The sequence below is a fragment of the Dehalococcoidia bacterium genome (genome assembly GCA_041649635.1).
In the GTDB taxonomy this organism is placed as follows: Bacteria; Chloroflexota; Dehalococcoidia; order E44-bin15; family E44-bin15; genus JAYEHL01.
In genome coordinates this window covers 705,354-729,496 of sequence record JBAZMV010000001.1, presented here as the reverse complement: position 1 = coordinate 729,496, position 24,143 = coordinate 705,354, and the positions used below count along the sequence as shown (strand labels likewise).

The 24,143-nt window shown below is 52.9% G+C and carries 19 protein-coding genes; 6 read left to right on the top strand and 13 right to left on the bottom strand.

The window, feature by feature from the left end; all coding sequences use genetic code 11:
• Positions 1 to 83 precede the first annotated feature (83 nt).
• Both trpS and WC562_03575 read left to right on the top strand, forming a co-directional pair.
• Positions 84 to 1,058, top strand: a complete 975-nt coding sequence (trpS, locus tag WC562_03580) for a tryptophan--tRNA ligase (protein ID MFA5055240.1) — start codon at positions 84 to 86, stop codon at positions 1,056 to 1,058.
• 3 nt (positions 1,059 to 1,061) lie between these two features.
• On the top strand, positions 1,062 to 1,871 hold the full coding sequence (locus WC562_03575) for an inositol monophosphatase family protein (GenBank protein ID MFA5055239.1): 810 nt from the start codon (positions 1,062 to 1,064) through the stop codon (positions 1,869 to 1,871).
• Between the two features lie 247 nt (positions 1,872 to 2,118).
• Here the strand turns inward: WC562_03575 and WC562_03570 are convergent, their stop codons facing one another.
• From WC562_03570 to WC562_03540, 7 genes are all read right to left on the bottom strand, one after another.
• On the bottom strand, positions 2,119 to 2,598 hold the full coding sequence (locus tag WC562_03570; protein ID MFA5055238.1) for a hypothetical protein: 480 nt from the start codon (positions 2,596 to 2,598) through the stop codon (positions 2,119 to 2,121).
• 23 nt (positions 2,599 to 2,621) lie between these two features.
• A complete protein-coding gene (locus WC562_03565) occupies positions 2,622 to 3,791 on the bottom strand; it encodes an aminotransferase class I/II-fold pyridoxal phosphate-dependent enzyme (GenBank protein ID MFA5055237.1) in 1,170 nt (389 codons plus the stop codon).
• 29 nt (positions 3,792 to 3,820) lie between these two features.
• The gene (locus WC562_03560; protein MFA5055236.1) at positions 3,821 to 4,321 is read right to left on the bottom strand and encodes an Lrp/AsnC family transcriptional regulator; all 501 of its coding nucleotides are present in this window, start codon (positions 4,319 to 4,321) and stop codon (positions 3,821 to 3,823) included.
• A gap of 228 nt (positions 4,322 to 4,549) precedes the next feature.
• Positions 4,550 to 5,332 carry a methyltransferase domain-containing protein gene (locus WC562_03555; protein MFA5055235.1) on the bottom strand — a complete coding sequence of 261 codons (783 nt, stop codon included), beginning with the start codon at positions 5,330 to 5,332 and terminating at the stop codon, positions 4,550 to 4,552.
• Complete coding sequence (locus WC562_03550; GenBank protein MFA5055234.1) at positions 5,308 to 5,556, bottom strand: hypothetical protein; 249 nt, start codon at positions 5,554 to 5,556, stop codon at positions 5,308 to 5,310. Before WC562_03550 ends, WC562_03555 begins: the two co-directional genes overlap by 25 nt.
• Before the next feature lie 367 nt (positions 5,557 to 5,923).
• Complete coding sequence (locus WC562_03545; GenBank protein ID MFA5055233.1) at positions 5,924 to 6,094, bottom strand: hypothetical protein; 171 nt, start codon at positions 6,092 to 6,094, stop codon at positions 5,924 to 5,926.
• 153 nt (positions 6,095 to 6,247) lie between these two features.
• Positions 6,248 to 6,427 carry a hypothetical protein gene (locus WC562_03540; protein MFA5055232.1) on the bottom strand — a complete coding sequence of 60 codons (180 nt, stop codon included), beginning with the start codon at positions 6,425 to 6,427 and terminating at the stop codon, positions 6,248 to 6,250.
• Positions 6,428 to 6,509: 82 nt separating this feature from the next.
• Between WC562_03540 and WC562_03535 the strand changes: the two genes are divergently transcribed.
• Positions 6,510 to 6,695: a hypothetical protein gene (locus WC562_03535; GenBank protein ID MFA5055231.1), complete on the top strand. Its 186-nt coding sequence runs from the start codon at positions 6,510 to 6,512 to the stop codon at positions 6,693 to 6,695.
• 67 nt (positions 6,696 to 6,762) lie between these two features.
• Here the strand turns inward: WC562_03535 and WC562_03530 are convergent, their stop codons facing one another.
• The 3 genes from WC562_03530 to gatC are packed head-to-tail and all read right to left on the bottom strand — an operon-like array spanning position 6,763 to position 9,639.
• Entirely contained in the window at positions 6,763 to 7,842 is a 1,080-nt protein-coding gene (locus tag WC562_03530; GenBank protein MFA5055230.1) for a DUF5050 domain-containing protein, read from the bottom strand.
• 43 nt (positions 7,843 to 7,885) lie between these two features.
• Positions 7,886 to 9,349, bottom strand: coding sequence for an Asp-tRNA(Asn)/Glu-tRNA(Gln) amidotransferase subunit GatA (gene gatA / locus WC562_03525; protein ID MFA5055229.1), 1,464 nt, complete (start codon positions 9,347 to 9,349; stop codon positions 7,886 to 7,888).
• 2 nt (positions 9,350 to 9,351) lie between these two features.
• The gene (gene gatC, locus WC562_03520; GenBank protein MFA5055228.1) at positions 9,352 to 9,639 is read right to left on the bottom strand and encodes an Asp-tRNA(Asn)/Glu-tRNA(Gln) amidotransferase subunit GatC; all 288 of its coding nucleotides are present in this window, start codon (positions 9,637 to 9,639) and stop codon (positions 9,352 to 9,354) included.
• Positions 9,640 to 9,814: 175 nt separating this feature from the next.
• Between gatC and fusA the strand changes: the two genes are divergently transcribed.
• Positions 9,815 to 11,893, top strand: coding sequence for an elongation factor G (gene fusA / locus WC562_03515; GenBank protein MFA5055227.1), 2,079 nt, complete (start codon positions 9,815 to 9,817; stop codon positions 11,891 to 11,893).
• Positions 11,894 to 11,985: 92 nt separating this feature from the next.
• Here fusA and WC562_03510 read toward each other — a convergent pair whose 3' ends face one another.
• Positions 11,986 to 12,984: an electron transfer flavoprotein subunit alpha/FixB family protein gene (locus WC562_03510; GenBank protein MFA5055226.1), complete on the bottom strand. Its 999-nt coding sequence runs from the start codon at positions 12,982 to 12,984 to the stop codon at positions 11,986 to 11,988.
• Between the two features lie 14 nt (positions 12,985 to 12,998).
• Positions 12,999 to 13,802 carry an electron transfer flavoprotein subunit beta/FixA family protein gene (locus WC562_03505; protein ID MFA5055225.1) on the bottom strand — a complete coding sequence of 268 codons (804 nt, stop codon included), beginning with the start codon at positions 13,800 to 13,802 and terminating at the stop codon, positions 12,999 to 13,001.
• 222 nt (positions 13,803 to 14,024) lie between these two features.
• On the opposite strand from WC562_03505, the gene WC562_03500 reads away from it, so the two are divergent.
• Both WC562_03500 and WC562_03495 read left to right on the top strand, forming a co-directional pair.
• Entirely contained in the window at positions 14,025 to 14,564 is a 540-nt protein-coding gene (locus tag WC562_03500; protein MFA5055224.1) for a response regulator, read from the top strand.
• 210 nt (positions 14,565 to 14,774) lie between these two features.
• Positions 14,775 to 22,706 (top strand): PAS domain S-box protein, encoded by a 7,932-nt coding sequence (locus tag WC562_03495; GenBank protein ID MFA5055223.1) that lies wholly within the window; start codon positions 14,775 to 14,777, stop codon positions 22,704 to 22,706.
• Between the two features lie 80 nt (positions 22,707 to 22,786).
• On the opposite strand, the gene WC562_03490 is transcribed toward WC562_03495, so the two are convergent.
• Positions 22,787 to 23,965 (bottom strand): tubulin/FtsZ family protein, encoded by a 1,179-nt coding sequence (locus WC562_03490; GenBank protein MFA5055222.1) that lies wholly within the window; start codon positions 23,963 to 23,965, stop codon positions 22,787 to 22,789.
• Positions 23,966 to 24,143 lie beyond the last annotated feature (178 nt).

Here is a 24,143-nt window from a genome sequence, read left to right as displayed (position 1 = left end):
TAAAGATTGGCGGAGAAGATTTTGCTTCGCCTTGCCCCTTTCCCTTCGTTTATGTTATTCTTCTCCAAGTATAAGGAGGCAAGATGAAAGGCCGCGTCTTTTCCGGTGCCAGGCCCACGGGCCGGCAGCACATCGGCAACTACCTCGGGGCTATACAGAACTACGTAGCGCTGCAGAAAGAATATGAATGCGTTTACTGCATCGTGGATATACATGCGCTGACCACGCTCAACGATCCGCAGCAACTCAGGCAGAACATCAAGGAGATGATGCTGGACTGGCTGGCGGCCGGGCTCGATCCCAAGAAGAGCATCATGTTCGTGCAGTCGCATGTGCCGGAGGTCATGGAGCTTTACACCCTCCTAGGCATGGTTACGCCGCTGGGCTGGCTCACCCGTGTCGCCACATTTAAAGAGAAGGCGCGGCAGCAGCCGGATAACATCAACTACGGACTCGTCGGCTATCCCGTCCTAATGACCGCCGACATCCTGCTTTATAAGGCCAACGTCGTTCCCGTCGGCGAAGACCAGTTGCCCCACCTCGAACTGGCCCGCGAGATCGTGCGGCGCTTCAATACCCTCTACAAACCCACCTTTCCCGAGCCCCAGGCCAAGATGACCACGGCCCCGCTCATCGTCGGGCTGGACGGCGTGAACAAGATGAGCAAGAGCCTGAATAACGATATCGAGCTGGCGGCTACGCCCAAGGATACGCTGAAGAAGATAAAGGGCGCTTATACCGACCCCGGCCGCAAGCGCAGGGAGGATCCCGGCAATCCAAAGATTTGCAACATCTGGAAGCTGCATCATTTCTTCAATCCCGGTGAAGTCGAGAATATCGCCGCCGAATGTGTGGTGGCCAAGCGTGGCTGCGTGGACTGCAAGGTGCAACTGGCCGAGTCGGTGAACGAGGCTTTGAAGCCGTTCCGCGAGAAACGCGAGCAGCTTGCCGCCGATATGGACTATGTGGTAAAGGTGTATAATGACGGCGCGGAACGGGCGCGGGCTATAGCCGTGGAGACGCTGCGAGAGGTTAAAGAGAGGATGGGTCTGCTGTAGGGTATGAAGAGCGAACTGCCGTTATCGAAGAGTCGCCAGAACGCGTTCGATGTCGCCAGACAGGCGGCCACGGACGCGGGAACCATTATCATGTCGCGCTTTGCCATGCGCAAGGAGATATCATTCAAGAGCGAGGGCAAGAACAATATCGTCACCGATGTCGACCTTCTTGCCGAGAAGACTATAAGGGAGCAGTTGCTCAAGGAATATCCCGATTTCGGCATCATCAGCGAAGAATCGAAAGAAATAAAAGGCAAGTCTGCATATAAATGGATAGTCGATCCGCTGGATGGGACGCGCAACTACGCCTACGGCATCCCGCACTTCTGCGTGTGCATCGCGCTGGCGCACGGCGAGGATGTGGTCATGGGCATGATATACGACCCGGTGCGGGACGAGCTGTTCCATGCCGAGAAGGGACAGGGGGCGTATCTGAACGGCGAGCCGATCTATGTCACCAAACGCACATCGCTGACGGAGGCGCTCATCTCCTGCGATATGGGGTACAACCCCGATAACAGCAGAAAGTATATCGATATCTACTCCAACCTATGGTCGAACGTGACCACTACGCGGCTCATGGGCTCGGCGGCGCTGGGCATCGCGTATACCGCCTGCGCCCGGCTGGACCTTTACTTCCACGTGAGCCTCTACCCGTGGGATATAGCCAGCGGCATCCTGCTGGTGCGCGAGGCGGGCGGCGTGGCCCGGACGCTCACCGGCGAACCGGCCGCCTACAACAAGAAGGACATCCTGGTATCAAACAGGAAGATAGCAGACGATTTCCTCCATACCGTTACCAAGAGGGGATAGTTAGGTCAACCCCCTTTATCCCCCAGTCATGGGGGATTTTTAAATAAAAATGGGGGACACCCCCAAACCCCCGTTCCTTCCGCGGAAGGGCACCACTTTTTCTTGGTTGTCATTACGAGGAGACATTCTATATATCACTACCATGGAATGGCGACGTGGCAATCTCGTAGTAAATATGGCAAGAGACGTTAAGATCGATTCGCTCCGCTCGCAATGACGTGGCGTCGCAGAATACCGGCGGATAGCGCTATTCTATTTCCGTCGCAAGAAATTCCAGCCGCTTGTAGGCCTCGCGGACGCGGTCCTTGAATGTGGGGCTGAACCACAGGTTGGGGCTCATGTAGATAACATGTTCTTTATTATCGAGGCGCAGGTTGCGCAGCAGCTCGACCAGGGAGGAATCGCCCACGCTGAAATCGGTGCCGGGCTCGGCGGCCTCCACCTCGCGGAACTTGTCGATAATAAGCTGGTTCAGCTCGGCGTTGCCCTTCTTGCTGGTGCGGGCCAGGATGGCCTGCTGCTCCGCGGCTCCCACGAGGAGGCTCAGCTTGTCCAAGTAATCCCTTACCGGTTGAAGGCTCTGAACCTTTGCTTCATGTTTCCAGACGACCTGCATCTTCTTGAGGCCGCGGTTGAAGAGGAGTTTTTCAATATAGTGAGTGGCGACGGCACCGGCGGCCGCGCCTCCAATCCCCACAAAGACATATCCGACTATATTTGTACCCAATACGCGCTCCCGCACCCACTATATCATGGGCGGTGCTTCTTGACAAAGCTCTCCATGCGCTCCAGCGCCTCTTCTATCTCCTCCATGGAGGTGGCATAGCAGCAGCGTACATGCCCCTCGCCGCACTTGCCGAAGGCCGAGCCCGGGATTACAATCACCTTCTTTTCCCGCAGCAGCTTCTCGGCGAACTCGTCGGAGGACATACCGGTCTTCTTGATCGATGGGAAGGCGTAGAACGCGCCGCGCGGCTCAAAGCAGCTAAGGCCGATCCGGTTCAGGCCTTTGACGATGACGCGGCGGCGCTTGTCGTAGTCCGCCAGCATCTCCTGCACCTGCGGCTCTCCGTTGCGCAGCGCCTCCAGGGCGGCGCGCTGGGCTATGACCGAGGCGCAGAGCATGGTGTACTGGTGTATCTTCATCATCGATTCGATCATGTCGGCGTTGGCCGCGGCCCAGCCGATGCGCCAGCCCGTCATGGCGTAGGACTTTGAGAACCCGCCCAGCAGTATCGACCTGTCGCGCATATTGGGCAGCGGAACAATCGAAGCATGCTCGACTCCGTAGGTCAGCCTCTCGTAGACCTCGTCCGATATAACCGTGAGGTCGTTCTTTATCGCAAGTTTGGCTATCTTGGATAGCTCATCGCGCTCCATGATGGCGCCGGTAGGATTGTTGGGATATCCCAGCAGGATCGCCTTGGTCTTTCTCGTGATACGCTTCTCTATCTCGCTGGCGCGCATCTCAAAATTCTTGTCGGCGCTGGACGGTATCGGCACGTCGACGCCGCCCGCGAGCACGGTGCAGGCCTTGTAGGACACGTAGGTCGGCTCCGGGATGATTATCTCATCGCCCGGGTTGGTGATGGCGCGTATGGAGAGGTCCAGTCCCTCGCTCACGCCCACGGTGACCAGTATCTCGGTCTTCGGGTCGTACGTCAGCCCGTAGCGGTTCTCGATATAGCGGGCGATCTCCTCTCTCAGCTCGAGGAGCCCGTAGTTCGACGTATAGGCCGTGTCGCCCTTCTCCAGCGCCCAGATGCCGGCCTCGCAGATATGCCATGGGGTCACAAAATCCGGCTCGCCCACGCCGAGCGATATCACATCGTCCATGCCGGCGATGATGTCGAAATATTTTCTTATACCGGAGGGCGAAAGCGCCCTTACTTTTTTAGAGATTGGATCACGTTTTACCATTAAAGTCTCGCATTTATATGTATTTCAGGCTACAGCATGAATGGCTCGCGCTTCTTGCGGCGCTCATCGCCTGATAGAATCTCGCCGTCTTCCTTGTAGCGCTTGAGGAGGAAGTGCGTAACCGTGCCCTGCACTCCCTCGATGGTAGCCAGCTTGTTGGAGGTGAAGGCTGCCACCTCCTGCATGCTCTTGCCCGTTACCATCACCAGAAGCTCGTACGTGCCGGAGAGCAGATACACCGTGCGCGCCTCGGGGAAGCGGTAGATGCGCTCGGCGATGGCGTCGAAGCCGACGTCGCGCTGGGGGGTTACCTTGACCTCTACCAGCGCCTGCACCTGTTCATCGCCCAGCTTGTCCCAGTTGACGACCGCCTTGTATTTGAGGATAGTGCGGCCGGTCTCGGCCTGCTTGATGGCCTTTTTCACCGCAGCGACGGGTATGCCGGTCATAGTCGCGATTTGCTCCGGCGTCTTGCGAGCATCGTCTTCTAGAATCTTGAATATTTCGTTGGTTCCGGCGGCCTTTTTCATGGCGTCCTCCCTATCAGAGCGAATGACATATTTTACTTAATATGGTGTGGTTTAGTCTATACCTTTGGATAGGTTGAACGTAAGTCGGGAGCGTCGAAGATGGTTAATTCAACCCCCTTTATCCCCCAGTCTTGGGGGAAATTTGAAGAAATAGGGGACACCCCTAATACCCCGGCAGGAGAGAAATCTCCTGCACCTCTTTCTATTGGGGCGATGCGATATTGCGAGTTACTTTCGTGCCAGGACGGCGAAGGTGGTGAAGTAGCGGCCGCGGTAGTTGCAGCGCTGCGGGTCGTTGACGATGATATCGGGGTCGTAGTCGTGGCCGTTGACGAAGGTCAGGCCGCCTTTCTCAATCGTGTCGACGAATATCTTTCCGATGTCGCACACACTGTAGGCCGCGCCGATGCCGTTGTACATGAAGCTCAACTCCCAGCTATCCGTCTTCTGGCGCTCCGGGTCGTAAGCGTCCGAGGTGATGTAAAGATAGCCGCCGGGTTTGATGATGCGGCACATCTCTGAAAGTGTTCGCAGCGTGGCCTCGATGAAGTCGTCGTGCGGTATGGGTTTCCACTTCTGGTCTGTATCCAGATGTTCTATCGTCGACGTACAGGTCACCAGGTCGAAAGAATTACTTTTATACGGCATATGCGTCATGGAGCCGAAGTGCACGGCCACGTCGCTGCGGAAGCACTTGTCGCGAAAGCCCTCCTTGTTGGGGGCGAACGGCTGGGGATAGTCGATGGTGACGACGTCGGCGCCCAGGCTCTTGAGGTACAGGCAGAAGGTGCTTTCACCGGGGCCGGCATCGAGAACGCGCAGTCCTTTAAAATCCTCGATCGACGTTAGCAGCTTGCCGTATTCCCAGACCTTGAGCCCGTCGATACCGGTTTCCGAGAGACGCGTATCAAGGTTAGAATCGAATTTCTTCAAATCCTGTGTACGCGATGATAAGTAATCTATCTCCCGCTTATCGATGAAGGTGTTCACTGATTTACGCACAGCCGCCATAAGTCTTCTACGGTATCATAGCAGATGTGGATGCGCTTTTCACTCTCCGCCGCATCCGTCCTTGTGGCTCTCACGATAAAATGCTTCTGACCCGGCTCGAGCCACTCACGCTCGATTTTGGTGATATCGTATTTCTCGCTGTTCAATATGAATGATGTCGGCCTGTCGGCGTAGCTGCGGCCGGAATGGCAGGTTACGTGGATGGGGTGGGAGAAATCATTCAAGGTTTCAACCCCCTTAATCCCCCAGTCATGAGGGATTTTTAAATAAAAATAGGGGACACTCCTAACACCCCGTCCCCGATTCATCGGGGTACCTTTCTTCTCTCGGACTGTCATTGCGAGAAGTCCTTCTATATATATCGCTATCATAGAAGGACGACGTGGCAATCTCATCGTTCGTATGGTTTGAGGTGTAGTTGCGGTTCGCGAACCGCAACTACCGATTTGCGTTCAATGCGAGCACGCTACTAACTTACCAATCGCGCGAGCTGTTGATTGCAGATATGGCACTTGCGCATTTGAGGGACTGCCTCATCACGGATTATATCAGACGGTCGTCTGAAACGGGCCGGTCGCCGAGTAAGTTATATTAGGCATCCAGCGAGATTTGCATCTGCTGTATATCCAGATAGTAGCTTGACTCATGCTCTGCAGGCGCTGTCTCTTCTTTAGTCTCTTCCGTTATCACAAATACTGCCGCCACCACCGTTAGGATAAGGTACAGAGCTACTACCGTATAAATAATAATGCGGGCTTTCATCAGGCCATTTCCTCCCGATATAATCTATCATATTTCGGGACAAGATGTACATCCTCTGAAGTTGTCGGGAGAGTGAGATATCGATCAAATGCTTAAGATAATAAATGGTCGGATTCAAGCTTAATGCGAGCACGCCGTGCCGCAAGTGCACGTTCAACACCAATGCCCTATACAGACTTCTCCCTCGGGATCAGTGCCTACCCTCCAGTCGCATGAACCGTCGATGAGGGGCATTTCGCTCATGTATTGCGGCACCAGTTCATCCCAGACTATATCGCCCGGCAGGCCGTCGGCCGTGGGCCATAAGCTATGGTCTTCGTAGTATGCATCCAAAGCTATCTGTATCTCGTTTTTATCATGCTCACAGTTTGATGCATATGCTGTCGTCGGCGTAGGCGATTGTGATGCGGTTGCGGTGGGTGTTGGAGTTGAAGTAGGGGCTGGCGTGGGCGTTGGTGTTTGGGTTGGAGCGATAGTTTCTGTGATTGTTGCTGTCGACGTTGGTATCTTAGCAGAACTTGAGTTGCCAGGACCGAAAAACGCGAGCATTATTCCCATAGCTGCCAGATATATGATTATTAATATAAAAAGAATTATATAGCGGCCTCTCATCAGGCTGTTCCTTTCTAATTTAGTCGATCAAGTCCTTCGACTTATTTCTTGGTCTTTTACGGCCACCAAACAGGATCGGTATCAATATAAGGATTAAAAGTAAGAGGCACCTGGTTGCTGCCATCAGGATTCATGATATAGAGGTCGCTGATACCGTTGGGATCTAATATATAAAGTATCTTGGATCCGTCCGGTGACCAGAGTGGCGACATTTCAATTTCTACGCTGTTCGTAATCCAGCGCAAGTTATCGCCGTCAGCGTCAATTAGATATAAGTCGTAATTAGTTTCTCTGTATGAGGCAAAAACGATTTTACTGCCATCCGGTGACCATGCCGGGGTTTTATCCGCGCCGATTGTCTGGGTGATACGAGTCTGGTCGGTGCCGTCAGGGTTCATAACATAAATATCTCCGTTTCCGCTGCGCTCGGATATGAAGGCGATTTTGCTGCCGTCCGGCGACCAGATAGGGTTTTCATCGATTCCGGAGATGAAGGTCAATCGAGTCTGGTCACTGCCATCGGCATTCATAACATAGATTTCACAGTCCCCGTCGCGGGTGGACGTAAAGGCGATCTTGCTGCCGTCCGGAGACCAGGCCGGCTCTTCGTCCACATCGAGCCCGCCGCCGGTGTTGAAAGTCAGGCGAGTCTGGTTTCTGCCGTCAACGTCCATGACATAGATTTCGCCACTTCCGTCACGGGACGAGCAGAACAGGATCTTGCCGCCATCGGGTGAGAAAACCGGGAATCGGTCCCATCCCAGGGTGTTGGTGAGGCGTATCTGGTTCCAGCCATCGGAATCCATTATATAAATCTCCTCATCATTGTCGCGGGTGGAAACGAAAACTATCTTCTCTCCGTCCGGCGACCAAGCGGGATATCTATTGGCTCCATTATCGCGGGTGAGGCGTATCTGATTCGAACCATCGGGCTCCATGACATATATCTCATACGCATCATCTCTGTTGGTGGAGAACATTATTCTGCTATCCGAGAGCGAAAGCGTCGGGGTAGCCGCGGTCGTTTTTGTCGGCGTTGATGTCGGCGTTGGTTCGCTTGTTCCGCCTGAGCAGGCCATACTTGTTAACAGCAATGTTCCAGATACTAGAAAGAAGAACGTCTTGCACAGCTTCATATGTCGCCTCCTTATGATATCTTGGAAGGGCCTTTTTTATATCTTACAATTTTGGCCTTTGCTTATGACAGTCCGTGGCCTGCTCGTAGGCGTAGGCCACGCGGAGCAGCGTCTCCTCGGAGAACGGCTTTCCGAGAACCTGCATACCGATTGGCAGTCCTCCGCAGAATCCGGCCGGCACCGATATCCCGGGGATGCCGGCGATATTCACCGGCAGAGTGCAGATATCGCTGAGGTACATCTTGAGCGGGTCTCCGGTCTTCTCGCCGATCTTGAACGGCACTGTCGGCGATGTCGGGGTGATAAGCGCGTCGTATCTCTGGAAAACCTCGTCGAACTCCCTGCGTATCAGGGTGCGCACTTTCTGCGCCTTCACATAGTACGCATCGTAGTAGCCGGCCGACAGGGCGTACGTGCCCAGTATGATGCGGCGTTTGACCTCGGGTCCGAAACCGCGACCTCGCGTCTTCTCCATGGCGTCCCACATGTTGTCGCCCTCGCTCGAGTAGCCGTATTTAACACCGTCGTAGCGGGCCAGGTTGGCCATGGCCTCGGAGGGGGCAATAATGTAGTAAACGGGCAGGGCGTATTTCGTGCCGGGCAGAGATACCTCGCGGTCGACCGAAGCTCCGAGTTGCTCCAGCGTCGATATAGCGGTATCGATCGCCGCGCGCACTCCGGCTTCCATTCCCTCAACGAAATATTCCTTTGGCACGCCCAGTTTCATGCCCTTCAGATCGGGGATCAGCGATGCGGTGTAATCGGGTACCGGTTGATTAACGGAGGTCGAGTCTCTGGGGTCGTGACCGGCGATGGCGTTCAATACGAGGGCGCAATCGGTTACGTCTTTGGTCATCGGTCCGATCTGATCCAGCGAGCTGGCAAATGCCACCAGGCCGAACCTTGAGACGCGTCCGTAAGTCGGCTTCATACCGACGACGCCGCAGAAGCTGGCGGGCTGCCTGATGCTGCCGCCCGTATCCGAGCCCAGGGAATATATCGCTTCGCCAGCAGAGACGGATGCCGCAGGGCCTCCGCTGGAGCCGCCCGGCACGCGTTCCAGGTCCCACGGGTTGCGCGTCGGGAAGAAAGCGGAGTGCTCGTTCGACGAGCCCATGGCGAACTCGTCCATGTTGCCCTTGCCTACCATGACCATGCCCGCCTCATTCAGCCTCTCGACGACGGTCGCGTTGTACGGCGGGACGAAATTCTCCAGCATGCGCGATGAACAAGTCGTCCGTATCCCCGCGGTGCACATGTTGTCTTTTATAAGCGCGGGTATGCCGGTCAGCGGAGAGACGTCGCCTTGTTTAATGCGTGCGTCGGCCTCTTCCGCCTGGCGTAATGCTGATTCTCCTGTCACGGTTACAAAGGAATGGACCTTGTCTTCGACTTGAGAGATTCGTTCCATCACCGCTTTGGTTATCTCGACGGACGAAACCTCCTTTTTGACGAGGAGCTTATGAACCTGTCCAATGGTCAGGTCGTGTAGTTTGCGGTTATTCATTGCTATTCCAGCACCGCCCTTACCCTGAACTGGCCGTCCTCCTGCCGCGGCGCGTTTGCCAGTATGTCGCTCTGAGAATACGACGGAGCGTTTTCGTCTTCGCGTGTTACGTTCGAAAGCGGGATCGGATAGGCGGTGGGCGGCACGTCCGTCGTGTCAACCTTCTGGAGTAGCTCAAAGTTATCAAGTACGTTCGAAAGCTGGCCGAGGAATCTCTCTACCTCGTCGTCGCTCAGGTTCATGCGGCACAACGCGGAGATATGCAGTACGTCTTTCCGGCTCAATTTCATAGTAGCGCCTCTCGAAGCATTGGTGTGGCTGGATTATAGCATCTAATCGGCGGCAGGAGCAAGGTTAAGAATTCGTTGCCGCATCGCCGAGAATTGCCAGATATCACGTGAAAGGGGTATAATATTTGTCTGGTTGTCCAAAAAAACAGGCTAGAATTACCTAAGGAGATAATCGATGCATCAGTACACTCCGGATAACATTCGCAATGTGGTGCTGCTTTCCCATTCCGGCGCCGGAAAGACCTCGCTTTCCGAGGCGATGCTTTATAATGCCGGAGCGATCACCCGCCTGGGCAAGGTCGAGCAGGGGAACACTACCTCGGACTACGATCCGGATGAGGTGAAGCGCAAGATAAGCCTGTATCTGTCTCTTCTTCCCTGTGAGTGGCAGGGGATGAAAATCAATTTGATGGATGCTCCCGGATATCCCGACTTCGTCGGCGAGGTTAAAGCCGGAATACGGGTAGCGGATGCCGCCATCTTCATCGTTTGCGCGGCCTCGGGGGTTGAGGTCGGCACCGAGCTGAACTGGAGCTATGCCGACGAGAAGAATCTTCCGCGCATGATATTTGTTAACAAGATTAATCGCGAGAATGCCGATTTCTTCAGGGTGGTGGAGATGATCAGGGAGAAGTTCGGCAACCAGTGCCTGCCGCTGACGATATCCATAGGGGCGCAGGACAAGTTCGAAGGCATTGTCGATCTCATTGCCATGAAGTCCTATCGAAAGGACAAAGAAGGCGATGTGCCGGAAGCCCTTAAGGACAAGGCGGCTGAGTGGAGGGAAAAGCTTGTGGAATCGGTGGCGGAGACGGATGACGAACTGATATCTAAATACCTTGAAGGAACCGCTCTGACAGAAGACGAGATTCGCAAAGGGCTCAGGTCTGCAGTTATTCAGAGGAAGATAGTTCCCATTCTCGTCGGTTCCGCCACTGAGAATGCGGCGATAAACACCGTTCTCGATACCGCCTGCAAATACCTGCCTTCGCCAAAGGATATAGGCAATGTTACGGCTCAGAACGTCCAGTCTAAGCAGGATGAGACGATCTCCGCCGATCCGTCCGGCCCGCTTGCGGCGCTGGTGTTCAAGACGAGCGCCGATCCTTACGTTGGCAAGCTCACCTATTTCAGGATTTATTCCGGAACAATGCAGAGCGATTCTCAGGTTTGGAACGCTAGTAAGCAGACGCAGGAGCGCGTCGGTCAGCTTTATATGTTGAGGGGGAAGACGCAGGATCCGGTGGCTAATCTGGTGGCCGGCGATATAGGGGCGGTGGCCAAGCTTTCGGCGGCTACTACAGGGGACACGCTGTCCGCTAAAGAGCGTCCCCTTACGCTTCCCGGCATCGAGTTCCCCAACCCGTGCATGAGCGCGGCGGTTCTGCCCAAGACCAAAGCCGACCTCGATAAGCTCGGGTCTTCGCTGGCAAGAATTGCCGAAGAGGACCCGTCGCTTCATGTTTACAGAGACGCGGATACTGCAGAGACGGTCATGTCCGGCATGGGCGAGGCCCATCTCGATGTGGTGGCGGAAAAGATGCAGCGCAAGTTCGGGGTCGGGATTCTGGTGCAAGTTCCCAAAATTGCATATAAAGAGACTATCACCAGATCCTCGCATTCGGAATATAAGCATAAGAAGCAGACGGGAGGGCACGGCCAGTATGGCCACGTCGTGTTCGAGCTGCAGCCTTTGCCGCGCGGCAGCGGTGTTCAATTCGAAAATAAGACTGTAGGCGGGACGGTCCCCAAGAACTTCATCCCTGCTGTGGAGAAAGGGCTTAATGAAGCGGTCCCTGAGGGCATACAGGCGCGTTATCCGATAGTGGACGTTAGGGTCACCCTGACCGATGGATCCTATCACGCTGTAGATTCCTCCGAAATGGCTTTTAAGATCGCCGCAAATATGGCGCTGAAGAAGGGCCTTGCCGATGGCAGTCCGGTTCTTTTGGAGCCGATCGTAAAGATGAAGGTCACCGTTCCTGATAACTTCACCGGTGATATCATGAGCGATTTGAACGGCAAGCGGGGCAGGGTGTCCGGCATGAATCCCCAGGGGGGATGGAACACGATCGAGGCCACTGCGCCACTATCGGAAGTGCAGCGCTATGCCATAGACCTGCGCGCTATCACGCAGGGGCGCGGCGTTTTTGAGATAGAGTTCAGTCATTATGAGGAAGTGCCTTCCCATGTGACGCAGAAGATTATTGAGGCACGGGAAGAGGAAAAGGCGGCGAAAGCAGCTGAGAAGTAGAACTTCCGCCAGTATTCGGTTGTTTAAGGTAAATAAAAACACCGCCTGATATAAACCAGGCGGTGTTTTTTGTTTCGTGTTTTAAGGGTGACTTACCCTACCAGCTCTTTAACCTTTTGTGTGAAAGCGGGCAGTATCTTGTTGCAGTCCCCGACGACACCGAAGCGAGCCTCTTTAAAGACATTGGCCTCGGGGTCTTTGTTGATAGCAATGATGTTCTTGGAGCCGCTGCATCCCGCCATGTGCTGGCTGGAGCCCGAGATTGCTACCGCAATGTAAAGGGTCGGGCTTACGATCTTGCCGGTGAGACCGATCTGGATCGACGGCGACACCCAGCCGTTGTCGCATGGAGGCCTGCTGGCGCCTACCGCCGCCTTGAGGGTGGCCGCCAGAGGTTCGAGCAGCTTAAACCCATCAGCACTTGCAAGGCCGCGTCCGCCGCTGATGATCACATCGGCATCTTCCAGTTTAATGCCGGCGACCTGCTCCTTCTTGGTGTCTGTAAGCTTCATCTTGAGCGTGGAAGCGTCCAGTCCCGCCGCTATGTTCACTACCTCGCCGGCTCGTGAATCGTCCTTATCCTTGGGGTCCATGACCTTAGCTCTGACGGCGGCCATCTGCGGTTTCGCCTTGTCGCAGACATATACGCCGCGAGCATTTCCTCCGAATACGGGGCGCGTCATGAGCAACAGCTTTGAGCCGGAATCGATCTCAAGCTTTACGCAGTCCATGGAGACCGCCGTGCCCAGCCTGAACGCGAGCCGCGGCGCAAGGTCGCGTACTATGGGGGTCATTGCCATAAGCATGATGTTCGGAGCGACCTCTTTCACTACTTTTTCCATAGCGCTTACATATGCGTCGTTGGTATAGCTCTGTAACGCCGCGTCTTCAACTACAAACACCTTATCGGCGCCGTAAGCGATGCCTTCCTTGGCGCAGGCACCTACGCCGCTTCCCACAAGAACGAGCATGAGCGGCTCACCGAGCGTGTCGGCCAGGCCGCGCCCGCCGCCGAGAAGCTCTAAGGTGCTTGCGGCCAGTTTGCCTTCAATTACTTCGCCGAAAATCAATACGCCTTTATTGTCAGCCATTAGCATTTCCTCCCTTAGATTAACCTAGCTTCTCTTAGTTTCAGTGCCAGGGCCACGCCGGCTTCCTCCGGTTTATCCGCCGAGATAATCTCGCACTTGCCTTCCTTAACCGGCTGGAAAAGCTTCTGCAACGTTGCCTTGGCTCCGGCCGCGCCGCATTTAGCAGCGTCTGCACCGATGTCGGCGGCCTTCCATGTGATGGGCTGTTTCTTGGCCGCGGCCATGATTCCCTTCAGTTTTGGATATCTTGGCTCGCCCAGCTCGTTGGAAACCGAGATCATCATCGGTGCCGTACACTCTACAACCTCGTAACCATCAGTGATGACACGCTCAACGGTTACCTTGCCGTCTTTGATGTCGACTTTCTTGGCGGGCGTTATGCTCGGTATCCCGAGGATCTCGGCTATTCCCGCGCCTACCTGTCCGGCATCCCAGTCAGCCGCCTGTCGTCCGCAAAAAATAAGGTCGAATTCACCGACCTTCTTGATTGCCATTGCCAGCGCATATGCTGTGGAGTGGCTGTCTCCGCCGTCGAATGCCGGGTCCTGGAGAAGGACCAGTTCATCGGCACCCATGGATAGCGGTTTCTTTATGACATCCATGACAAAATTCTTGCCCAGGCTTATTACGGTGATCTTGCCACCCTGGGCATCTTTGATCCGGAGTGCTGCTTCAACTGCCTGTTCATCGAAGGGACTCACTACCTGAGAGACACCTTGCGCAGGCACCATTGTTTTCGCCGCTTCATCGATCTTGAAGCTGGTTGGAGGAGCCTCAGGATCTGCTATTTGCTTCACGCAAACGATCATATTGGGCATGGTTATCCCCCTTTCTCAGTCTTGTTTTGCGCAAGTTTAAATTTATCATGTGGCGGGATGGCATGTCAAGCTGGACTGAAACTTTTATGGATTAAAATTATTGGTGCTTGACAATGAGCGGTAAAACATGATACTTTTAGACAAAATCAGGGAAAAATTTGATAGTATAGTATACTGTAGTAATATAGTATTACATATTTAGTAATGTTTGAGGGAGATTATATGAGCAATAGTAATTTAATGACAACAAAAGAGGCGGCGGAGTACTTAAAACTCAACTATATGACCGTATACAAACTGGCACAGCGGGGAAGGATCCCAGCATCGAAGATTGGCGGGAACTGGAGGTTCCGCAAGGACTTGCTGGATGATTGGCTGGCGAAGCAGGCCAAGGTTGTTGAGGGCAATGTTCTTGTAGTAGATGACGACCCCGGCATTTTAGAAATGCTGAGTGAAGTTATTTCCCGAAAGGGATTCAGGGTCGTTGCCGTATCGAGTGGCGAGCAGGCGCTTCAGGAAGTTGATAAACAGCACTTCGATCTTATTTTCCTCGATCTTGTTCTGCCCGGCATGAGTGGAGTGGAGACCCTGTCTGCGATCAAAGAAAAAGATAAAAAAGCCGTGGTGGTTATAGTGACCGGTTACGGTGACGATCCGATGGCATTGAATGCGATGTCATTAGGTCCTCTGTTCCTCGTACGCAAGCCGTTCCGCGTCGGCGACATTGTTGAAGTGCTGAATGCTGTAATTAAGGTCAGGTAATAAAAATTTCAGCAAATTAATGACATACAGTGTGATATAGAAATTATTACGCTTACTTTAGTAGATAGGCCATCCACGTGTGAGGGGGTGGCCTTTTGATTTTACTTCCAAGCGATGTCCTTAAGGGAATTGACACATAACCGGTTCAGGTAGTAAATTTTAGTCTCATTCAATTATCGTTTAATAGAGACCCCTGTTGAGAGGTGTGATATGAGGGATTCAGAAAAGAGCAAGGAACAGTTGATTCGAGAGTTGGAGAAGCTCAGGGCACGAGTTGCTCAGCTTGAGAAGGGCTCGATAGGAGAGCGAGAAGAGAAGGAATCTAGGGTTGGCTTTGAAGAAAGATTAAGGGTTGAGCATAAGCAAATTGAAGAAGAGTTAAAGAAAAAAAGCGATGAACTGCAATTAATATTGGATGCCGTGCCGGCTCTCATTTACTTTAAAGATAATGATGGCAAAATTTTAAATATGAATAAGGCTACGGCCAGCCTCGCCACCGTTCCTAAGGAGAAACTGCTGAAGAAAACCGTATTCCAGCTAATGCCTGATACTGCGGACAAATATCACAGGGATGACATGGAAGTAATCACGTCGGGCAAGGCGAAGATGAATATCGAAGAGCAGGTGGAGCTCCTCGACAAGAAGATATGGCTTAAGACGGATAAATTGCCGATGAAAGATGAGGACGGTAATATAATCGGCCTTATCGGATTCTCGGTGGATATAACAGAGCGTAAGATGGCGGAAGATGCGTTGCGTCAGTCGGAGGAGAAGCTTCGCGTGATGTTCGATTCTATGACGGACGGCGTGGTGGTGACCGACTTGAACACAATCGTTGTAGATGTGAACAAGGAGGCGCTCAATCTATTTGGATATAGGAAGGATGAGGTTATAGGTCATAACGGTTTGGAGATACTGTCGCTAGATCAGCAGGACAAGGCCATGCAGGAGATGGCCCGCAGCCTTGAAGGAACTGAAACTTCAGGGATGCAAGAATACAGCCTTTTAACAAGGGGCGGGAGCAGGTTAGATGCGGAGATAAGCGTTAATAAACTTTCCGATGTCGATGGCAATCCGTTCGGGTTTGTCACGGTTATACGCGATGTGACGGAGAGGAAAAAGGCGGAGGAAGTTCTGAAGCGGAGCGAGCAGAAATACAGGCTGCTTTTTGAAAGCTCAATAGACGGCAAAGCTATCGTTGATGCTGAAACGAATGAAATACTGCTGGCTAACGAAACGGCCCTGAAACTGTTTGGTTTTAGCTCCAAAACGGATTTGGAAGGGATCAATATCTTCGATTATATCCACCCGGCTGATAAAGAGCGCATAGCTGCATCCGCGCGGAATAACGCCATGTTCAAAGAAGACTCAGTCAGTTTAGGGGAACTTAGAACATTGACCAAGACCGGTGAGGAAAAGTGGATATTGGTTACCGGCACTCTGAGCGATTACGAGGGCAGACCGGCGGGCTTAACCTCTTTTATTGACATTACTGAGCGCAAAAAGGCTGAGGATGCATTGAGAAAGAGCGAGGAGAAGTATAGGGACCTGGTGGAGAAAGAGAAAGACGTGATCTTCTCAGTGGACGCACTCGGCTTTATTACTTCTATAAATCCAGCGGTTAGGAATTGGGGTTATACAGTAGATGAAGTGCAGGGCAAAAACTTCATCGAACTCATACCGGAGGATTGGAGGGAGAAGACCGCCATAGAATTGCAGAATGCGCTTCTTGCTTCGGGAGAACTTATGGCCGAGACCAGGGTTGTTCATAAAAGCGGGGAAGTTCTGCCTATAGAATACAGCGCCATGATTATAAAAGAAGGCGATCAGTATGCAGGCGTACAGGGTATAGTCAGGGATATATCGGAGCGCAAGAAGGCGGAGGAGGCGCTGAGGCAGTCCGAGGAAAAATTCCGTGTCTTGTTCGAATCGATCCCGGATGGCATAAGCGTGATCGATATGAAAACCGGCAAGCTTGTGGATTCAAACCCGGCGGCTTTGCGGATGTTCGGCTTCAGCAGGGATGAAGTTATTGGGCAAGAAGCTTTCAATCTAATTGCGGAAAAAGATCGCGCGAAGGCCTTTGACGATATACAGAATACCCTTATCAAGGGGCAAAGCACCTTGTCCGAGTGGTGCCTGCTCGGTAAAGGAGGCAAGGAATACGACTGCGAGGCCACAGCCTCTGTGATTAATGACAACGCTGGAGCGCCGGCCTTTATGGTCAATGTTGTACGAGATGTAACGGAGCGTAAACGAATAGAAAAGGAATTGGACGACTACCGTAACAATCTGGAGAAGATGGTGCAGGAACGCACCTCGGATCTGATCAAGGCCAACAAGGAGTTGAAACGCGAGGTTTCTGAGAGGCAACGTGCTGAAGCTGAGCTAAGGGCATCAGAGGAGAAGCTGCGGCTTATCTTTGATTCCATAGGAGAGGGCCTCGTTGTCACCGACCTGAATGGCAATGTTAAGGATTTAAATGATGATGCAGTGCGCCTGGTAGGGTATGACAGAAAAGAGGAAGTAATCGGCAGAAACTGCATGGAACCTATAGTCGAGGCCGATCGCGCAAGGGCAATTGAGGATATGATGCGTATGGTCGAAACGGGGACCGGCGCACCCGGCGAATACAGATTTGTAAAGCGAGGCGGAGAGGAATTCGATGGAGAGTTGCGCGGAGCCGTGCTAAGGGATGAATATGGAAATCCGGCAGAGCTGATCGGGGTATTCAGGGATATCACCGAGCGTAAACGGGCCGAGGAAGCTCTTCGTGAAAGCGAGCAGAAGTACCGGACCCTGTTTGAGGATTCCCAGGACGCTATCATAATAACTACTATTGAGGGAGGGATACTGGACTTTAACCGTTCTTTGGCTAAGCTGGTAGGTTATTCCGGGGAAGAACTCCTTGATCTCAACGCGAGACAGTTATATATCAATCCCGACGATCGCGAAGCATTACAACGCGAGATAAGAAGCACCGGGGCTGTCAGGGATTATGCCGTGAAATGGGTGCGCAAGGATGGGGAGCGTCTTGACGTCTTAATGACTCTCACCGCTCGTTATGGCGCGGGCGGAGACGTTACCGGCTATCAGGGGATTGTTCACGATATCACCGAACGCAGGAAGGCGGAGCAGGCGCTGCGTGAGAGCGAGGCTCGCAGCAGGGCTATTTTAGAGGCTATGCCGGACCTGATATTCCAGATGAGCAGGGACGGCGTTTTTATTGGTTACAAAGGACCGGCGGAGGGGTTGTACATGTCTCCGGAGCAGTTTGTAGGGAAACATGTTGCGGAGGTTATGCCCTCGGATATCGCCGATCTTACGGTTCGCAGTATAAAGAATGCATTGGATACAGGTCGAATACAGCAATATAGCTATGAGCTTAATATGGAGGGGGAGGTTCGCCACTTCGACGCCAGGATGGCTGCTATTAATGACGAAGTCGCGCTTATCATTGTGCGGGATATAACCGAGCGCAGGAATATGGAAAACGCTCTCAAGATATCGGAGGAAAAGCTGCGCGGTATATTCAACTCGATTAAAGACGCCGTTGTTCTCACAGATCTCGAATTTACTATATTGGAGGTGAACGACGCGGCGCTGGAGATGAGCGGGGTGGAGAGCAAGGAAGAGATCATAGGAACTAAAGGCTATGACCTTATCGCACCGGACGATATGACCAGGGCCATGTCCACCCGCGAGGAAGCGGTGGAAGGACATCCTACACCCAGGGCCGAATATAAAATTGTTAATAAGGTCGGCAAGGAGATGTATGTGGATGTCGGTGTCTCCATGTATGAGGACCCTTCCGCCAGGACGGCAGGCTTTGTCGCTGTCCTCAAGGATATAACCGAGCACAGACGCATGGAGGACGCGCTGAGGGATTCCGAGGAGAAATTACGCGTCATGTTCTCATCCATGGCTGACGGCGTGGTTGTGACCGACCTTGAAGGCAAGATAATCGATCTGAACGAAGCCCAGCTCCGCACGTTCGGTTTTGCGGATAAGAAGGAGGTTCTTGGGAAAGGCGGCTTTGATTTCATCGTAGAGCGGGATCGCGACAGGGCTTTCAAGGAGATGATAAAGGTTTTCGAAGACGGTTACAACATCGGTTCAACTTTTACAGTAGCGGATAACAAGGGGAAAGAGATCGAGTGTGAGCTCAGCACTGCTATGCTGCACGAGGCCGAGGGGAAAGCGTCCGGGTTCATCACCGTAATGAGGGATGTCACCGAGCGCAGGCGCATGGAGCAGGCGCTGCGGGACTCGGAGGAGAAACTGCGAATCATCTTTGAATCCATCGGCGATGGGATCATAGTAACCGATCTGGAGGGCATAATAACCGAAACCAACGAGGCTGCGGCCAAGCTGGGCGGATGGTCGGATAAGGGCCAGCTTGTGGGGATGAGCGGCTTCGATTTTGTCGCCGAACAAGAGCGGCCCAAGATGGTCGCCGACATGATAAAGGCTCTCAGGGAGCAGCGAAGCATAAATGTGGAATATTCCGTAAAGGACAAGGACGATCGGGAATATCAGAGCGAGGTAAATGTCACACTGCTGCGCGACGCGGCCGGCCGGCCCAAGGGCATAGTCAGCGTTATCAGGGATATTACCGAGCGCAAGCGCATGGAGCAGGACCTGCGCGATTCGGAGGAAATGTCACGAGGCATGATTGAAAGCGCCGCGACCGCGGTTTGTATCGTCAAGGACGGCAAGTTTGCTTACGTGAGCCCGATGTTCGCCGAGATGACCGGATACAGCATTGACGAACTCATCGGCAACAGATCGACGGATTATATTCATCAGGATGACAGGGATAGCGTTACAAGGGAAGCCGTGGCAAATCTTAAAGGCGACAATATCGCTCCTCACGAATACAGGCTGCTGAGGAAGGACGGGAGCTTCATATGGATTCTGGAGAAGGTCGCTTCCATCCAATATAAAGGCGAGCGCGCCGCCATCGGAAGCCTTCTGGATATCACCAGGCTCAAGCAGGTTGAGGAGGCGTTGCGGGATTCCGAGGAGAAGCTGCGTATAATATTCGCTTCACTGCCCGACGGTGTTACCGTGACCGATATGAACGGCAGGATCGTAGAGGAGAATGAAGCCGGTATTAGGATGTCGGGATTTGCTTCTAAAGATCAAGTTATCGGACTTAATGGATTCGATTTCATTGCCAGTAGTGATAGAGACAGGGCGCTGGCGGATTTGCCCAGAATATTTGAGACGGGCATCAGCGGTCCTCTTGAATACAAAATGGTGAATGTCGATGGTAATGAGTACGACGGCGAGATTATAGCCGCGATGATGCGGGATAAGTCCGGGAACCCGCAGGGGTTCATTACTGTTATCAGGGACATTACGGAGCGCAAGAGGGCCCGGGAGGAGCTTCAGGAATCTCAGGAGATGACGCGCGGCATGCTGGAGAGCGCGGCCACCGGTATTTATCTGGTTCAGGACGGGAAGTTTAAATATGTTAATCCGCTCTTCACCGGGATATCGGGGTACACGCTGGAAGAGCTGCTGGATTCCGATTCGATGAATTACATACATCCCGATGACAGGGAAACAACCAGGGCTCAAGTGATAGAGAACCTCAAGGGAATCAGCGACCGGCCCCATGAATTCAGGTTCCTCAGGAAAGACGGGCAGTCGACATGGATTCTGGAGAAGGTCGCTTCCATCGAGTACAAGGGCCGCAGGGCCGTCATCGGCAGCTTCATGGATATCAGCGAGCGCAAGCATATTGAGGAGATGCTGCAGCAGAGAAGCCGGGAGCTTGAGCAGCGTACCAACCAGCTCCTCGCGCTGCAGAAGATAACGACTTCAATCCAGAGTACGCTGGACCTGAAGGAGATTATGCAGCAGGTAGCTGACGGTGTTGTGCACAACCTGGGCTTCGACCACGCTCTCATAATTAAGGTGGACGAAGCGGCTAATGTGTCCAGAGGGATGGTATTTGCCACAAAATATGATGCGTCTAAGGTCGGCGACCTGCAGGACATCATAGGAAGACGTTTGACGGATATAGAGATACCGCAGATCAGGGGCTACAGCCAGACAGTGGATAATGCCATGGATGGGAAAGCAACTATAACACGCGATTTCTTCGAAGTATCTTCCACAATATTGTCGCGTGAAGAAAGCGACGTTGTTGCGGAGATGCTGGGAGTTAAAACCGTCGCGGTCATGCCTCTTTTCGCCAGAGATCGCCATGTGGGAAGCATACTGGCATTGACCGATCGGGAAGAGATAGACAATGTGCTCATGGAGCCGCTGCGCATCCTGAGCGACCAGGCTGGCGTGGCGGTGGAGAACGCTGATTTGTACCACGGCGTGTCGGAGTACGCGCGGCGACTGTCGGTCATCACCTCACTATCGAAGATTTTAGGATCGAGTTTGGATATAAAGGGCGTGTATCGCGCTTTCACCGAGGAAGTCAGGAAGGTCATGGACTTCGATCGCACCAGCATCGCGATGGTGGAGGGCGACAGGTTGCGGTACTTTGTTGTGGCGGAGGATATAGATACGCAGTTGAAAGACGGGGCCGATTTGCCATTAAGCGATTCGGCTACAGGGCTGGTGGTTAAGACGAAGAGGACGCTTATCGAGCCCGATTTTGAGCAGGAAATGAAATTCCCCATCGACCACATGTATTACCGCAGCGGGTTGAGGTCGGCCATCCGTGTTCCGTTGTTCTCAAAGGGCGAGGTGTTCGCTACGTTTAACCTTGCAAGCAGAAACCCTAACGCCTACGGTGAAAGGGAAAAGGAAATACTGGAGCAGATATCCGGTTCACTGACCGCCGCTATGGAGAACTCGAGGTTGTTTAATCAGGTCAAACAACACGAAGCCGAACTGCTTAAGGCTTATGAGGATTTGAAATCGGCGCAGGCATATATGCTTCAGGCCGAGAAGCTGAGGGCGCTGGGCGAAATGGCCGGGGGTGTGGCGCACGATTTCAACAACATTTTGGCCGTTGTGCTGGGCCGCACTCAGCTGGCGCTTGAGGACGTGAAGGATGAGAAATTAAAGAAAGACCTGCAGATAATTGAGCAGACCGCCATGGATGCGGCGACGACGGTGCGCCGGCTGCAGGACTTCGCCAGGGTGAGGGTGGAGCGTAATTTTGAGGCGCTCGATTTGAAGGAGGTCGTGGAAAGCGCGCTGCAGATGGCGGAATCCCGCCGCGTGAAACTGAAGGAGAGAGAAGGCGTCACGATAGATATTGAATCGAAGTTGCAGGAGCTTTCCCCTGTTGAAGGGGATGCGGCAGAATTGAGGGAAGGGTTGCTCAACATAATCTTCAACGCGATGGACGCCATGCCCGACGGAGGAAAGATCACACTTAAGGCTACGCAGACGAAGAAATGGGTGACCCTTGCCATCAGCGATACGGGAATCGGCATGCCGGAGGAGGTAAGAAAAAAGATATTCGAACCATTCTTCACTACGAGAATACATAAAGGCACCGGGCTTGGGCTTAGCGTAACTTATGGCATTATACAACGTCATCGCGGTGATATATGGGTAGAGAGCAACGAAGGCGTCGGCTCGACTTTCAAAATTAAACTGCCTGTATGCGAGGGTGTTGTCTGTAAGAAGAGCGCTGCCGGGAAGACCGATATTATGAAAAGCATTTCAATATTGATGGTCGATGATAATCCGGAGGTGGCCGGGATTTTAAGCCTTACACTGAAGCGTTTAGGGCACAAGGTTGTGGAGGCAAATAGCGGCGAGGCAGCCATAAATACCTTTGAGGTGGGCAATTTCGATTTGGTGATAACCGACCTGGGAATGCCCGACATGTCGGGGCACGAGGTGGCTAAGATTGTGAAAGAGATAAAGCCCGGAACGCCCGTACTAGTCATCAGTGGCTGGGGAGGACAGCTCAATCTGGACGACATGCCGGAGGTGGATGGGGTTATAGCTAAACCTTTCAGCAAGGATGTTCTCTCGGAGAAGATCGCGGCGCTGCTTTCCGGCGAGGGTGCTCGATCTGGAAAAGTTGAGAAGAAGGCTCCGAAAAAGGGGAAGACGAGTAAAGCCGGTCCCAAGATCGATAAAACGGCTGGAGATAAAACCGGCGGGAAGAAGCCGATAAAAAAAGCGGACCCTGAAAAGAGAAGTCAAGAATAATAAATCCGCGTGGATTCGAATGTAAAAGGAAAGGCCCGCGATCGCGGGCCTTTGTTATAAATATCAAGAGAGACGATCGATTAGAGGAGTGACGGCACGCCGTCCGATGCCTTTTGCATCTCTTTCAGCTTGTCCTCGGCTTCCTTCTGTCTCTTCTTTAGCAGAGGGGCGGACTCAGTTACCGTGCTGAACAAATGTTTTACTCTTGGAACATCCCTGAGCTGCGAGAAAATCACGGTGACGCTAAGGTCGCTGCGCTCACGCGGATAGTCTCCGCTTCTGATAAGGGCATCTTCCGAAACCTCTCTCATAAGGCTGCCCAGCTCTTTTACCAGTTCCACGTTCATTTCTTTTTGCGGGGCGGAGAGAAGGTACAGGGCTTTCGCTGCGTCAGCGGGGTTGATCGTTGCCGACATCTCAGACATCGCCTGATTCATAGCCTCCAGGCCGCGGAAAGTCTCTCTGCCTTTAGCCCTGAAGCTTCTTGTTCTTTCAAACGGCAGTTTTCTGAACGTGCCCAGAGGAGTCTTACCTATACCGATCACCGTCCAGCTTTCCAACGTCTGCATGATATCTCCGGCATCCAGGGTTTTGGCTCCGATGTTGCCTCGTTTTACTTCTTCGCCGGCACATAGCAGTTCAAAGAACGGGCTGACGATCTGCTCGTTCATCTTGTCCATATTGTTCAACAGGTTGGAGTCCTTCTTCAAGTACCTCTGGTTATCGGCAAGGAACACGGCATCGGCCACAGAATGTATGGACTTCAAACAAGTCGCGGCGTTATAAACGCACCGTTCCTCGGATTCCTCTTCGTAAGAAAACGGGAGCACGACAAGGGCATAAACCGGTTTCTCCGGATACCTTTCTTTGATAGTATCTGCGACTATGGGCAGGGCACCGGAACCGGTACCGCCGGCGGCGCCTGCGATGAGGAAGAATGCGTCGGTCTCATAGAACCTGGAGCCGCTTCTTATGGCGTCCACTATTTTATCTTTATCGTTGCGCGCTACCTCGGCGCCAAGTTCGTTGATCTTCCCTACGCCATGGCCCGAAGTCTTTCTCCCGCCGATAAGAAGCCGATGATGATAATCAGGCTTTATTGTCTTTAGACCGCTGAGGTCGGCCTGGTCCGTATTTACAGCGTAGACGCCCATTATTATCTGTATGCCGCGCTGGCGCACCGCCGTTTTTCCCATTCTGGCAAATTCGTCCGCTACCCTGCTCCCGCACTGCCCGAGTCCTACTACGACTATTCTCATTACTGCCTCCTTGTTTTATCCCCGCTTCCGGTAAAAGGTATTTAAGTATTATCTTACTGTTGATTTCCACTGTCAATACTAGAGTCGTTACGTTTATGATTAATTCCGCTGTGTCATGTGCCGGACTGGGTATGTTTATATAAATCTTGCGATGTTATAATGAAACCCTGATTTTCGG

Bases quoted from the DNA above. Each gene is read 5' to 3' on its own strand.
- trpS (MFA5055240.1), top strand. From the start codon at position 84: ATGAAAGGCCGCGTCTTTTCCGGTGCCAGGCCCACGGGCCGGCAGCAC.
- WC562_03575 (MFA5055239.1), top strand. From the start codon at position 1,062: ATGAAGAGCGAACTGCCGTTATCGAAGAGTCGCCAGAACGCGTTCGAT.
- WC562_03565 (MFA5055237.1), bottom strand. From the start codon at position 3,791: ATGGTAAAACGTGATCCAATCTCTAAAAAAGTAAGGGCGCTTTCGCCC.
- WC562_03560 (MFA5055236.1), bottom strand. From the start codon at position 4,321: ATGAAAAAGGCCGCCGGAACCAACGAAATATTCAAGATTCTAGAAGAC.
- WC562_03555 (MFA5055235.1), bottom strand. From the start codon at position 5,332: ATGGCGGCTGTGCGTAAATCAGTGAACACCTTCATCGATAAGCGGGAG.
- WC562_03545 (MFA5055233.1), bottom strand. From the start codon at position 6,094: ATGAAAGCCCGCATTATTATTTATACGGTAGTAGCTCTGTACCTTATC.
- WC562_03530 (MFA5055230.1), bottom strand. From the start codon at position 7,842: ATGAAGCTGTGCAAGACGTTCTTCTTTCTAGTATCTGGAACATTGCTG.
- gatA (MFA5055229.1), bottom strand. From the start codon at position 9,349: ATGAATAACCGCAAACTACACGACCTGACCATTGGACAGGTTCATAAG.
- gatC (MFA5055228.1), bottom strand. From the start codon at position 9,639: ATGAAATTGAGCCGGAAAGACGTACTGCATATCTCCGCGTTGTGCCGC.
- fusA (MFA5055227.1), top strand. From the start codon at position 9,815: ATGCATCAGTACACTCCGGATAACATTCGCAATGTGGTGCTGCTTTCC.
- WC562_03510 (MFA5055226.1), bottom strand. From the start codon at position 12,984: ATGGCTGACAATAAAGGCGTATTGATTTTCGGCGAAGTAATTGAAGGC.
- WC562_03505 (MFA5055225.1), bottom strand. From the start codon at position 13,802: ATGCCCAATATGATCGTTTGCGTGAAGCAAATAGCAGATCCTGAGGCT.
- WC562_03500 (MFA5055224.1), top strand. From the start codon at position 14,025: ATGAGCAATAGTAATTTAATGACAACAAAAGAGGCGGCGGAGTACTTA.
- WC562_03495 (MFA5055223.1), top strand. From the start codon at position 14,775: ATGAGGGATTCAGAAAAGAGCAAGGAACAGTTGATTCGAGAGTTGGAG.
- WC562_03490 (MFA5055222.1), bottom strand. From the start codon at position 23,965: ATGAGAATAGTCGTAGTAGGACTCGGGCAGTGCGGGAGCAGGGTAGCG.